Source organism: Photorhabdus sp. CRCIA-P01 (assembly GCF_003545805.1).
In the GTDB taxonomy this organism is placed as follows: Bacteria; Pseudomonadota; Gammaproteobacteria; order Enterobacterales; family Enterobacteriaceae; genus Photorhabdus; species Photorhabdus antumapuensis.
The window spans coordinates 1-1,208 of sequence record NZ_NMQR01000181.1 but is presented as its reverse complement, the minus strand read 5'-3'; the positions used below and the strand labels follow the sequence as shown (position 1 = coordinate 1,208).

General features: G+C 40.0%; 1 protein-coding gene. It reads left to right on the top strand.

What is annotated here, in order from left to right:
• Positions 1-333 precede the first annotated feature (333 nt).
• Positions 334-1,208: hypothetical protein (locus tag D3222_RS24680; RefSeq protein ID WP_118988362.1), on the top strand; the 875-nt coding region annotated here is incomplete at its 3' end.

The window sequence follows — 1,208 nt, the reverse complement described above, 5'->3', positions numbered from 1 at the left end:
GTGTATATTTAAATATCGTGATGTATTACAGAAATATTCTTCATAATTAATAGAAAAAATGGAAAATTACATTAATATTTTAAATGGCGTAATTTAAATGTTGCATCTAATTGCTTTCTGTAAAATGAATAAATACTTACCTAATTAATTCTCGTCGGAATTATTTTTCTGGCCTATCTATTGTTGAAGAGCCTATATTTTCTTGCCAGAAAAATCCAATTTGGTGACATAACCAGTAGTGATAGCCGTAGAGACTTTGGAACTTGGTTTTAGATGGATAATTGATATATGAAGTTATTCTAAATGTATAAATTTAAACTTAGGAGAATTCCCATGGATAAAATAAGAACAGTTGCTGAAACTTTGGCAGTATTACATCAATATCATCGTCCATTTGGCCTGGAACGACAGCCAAAGCAACTTAAGACCTCCGACTTTGACGGGCCGGTAATATTTTCTAACGATTTGAAAACGGCTACTGTGCCGCCTGCATTCTTTACAGTACAAACTATACAAGAGCTGAAAGCACTCGGCGGTGTGCCTGACAGTCGGTATGGTCCTGGAAAAATGGAGCCTTATCATCCGTTACCTGAACCATTTTCTGCTGAACGGCTGGCAAACGTCCCGGAAAATCATATTGATTTGTGTAAAGCCTTTCGCGCCTATATCTATGGTAATTCTGCTTTGGTCAAAGATTATGAAGAAATGCTTAATGTTAAGTGTTTTCCGATGAAAGTCGCGTTATATAGTGGCGAGGAGATCACGATTACCGCAGATAACCCATTAATTATTAAAGATAAAGATAACTATGGTGAACCGGTTGTTTTGGTGTACAACCAGATAACTATTGAACCGGAAGGTAAAGTTATTTGCTATACCAATGGTAGGATTGAAGCGAATGTCATTCAAGGGATTGGATTCGGTCCAAAGCACTTTGTCAATGAAGGAAAAGATGGAGCGCGTGGTACTGCTGGTACAAGTGGAAGCGGTGGTGTTAGTGGCGTTAGTGGTCGATCTGGTTTTGAGAATAAAAGTTGCTGTATAACTCAGCCAACGCCGGGTACTGATGGAACTAAAGGTTCTTCGGGAGCACGGGGATCGGATGGCGAACCCGGTCAAGAGGCGGATAAACTAACTGTCACATGTGCTGAGGCTCGTGGGCTGATCTATTTGCAGAGTGAAGGGGGGGATGGGGGTAATGGTGGCGA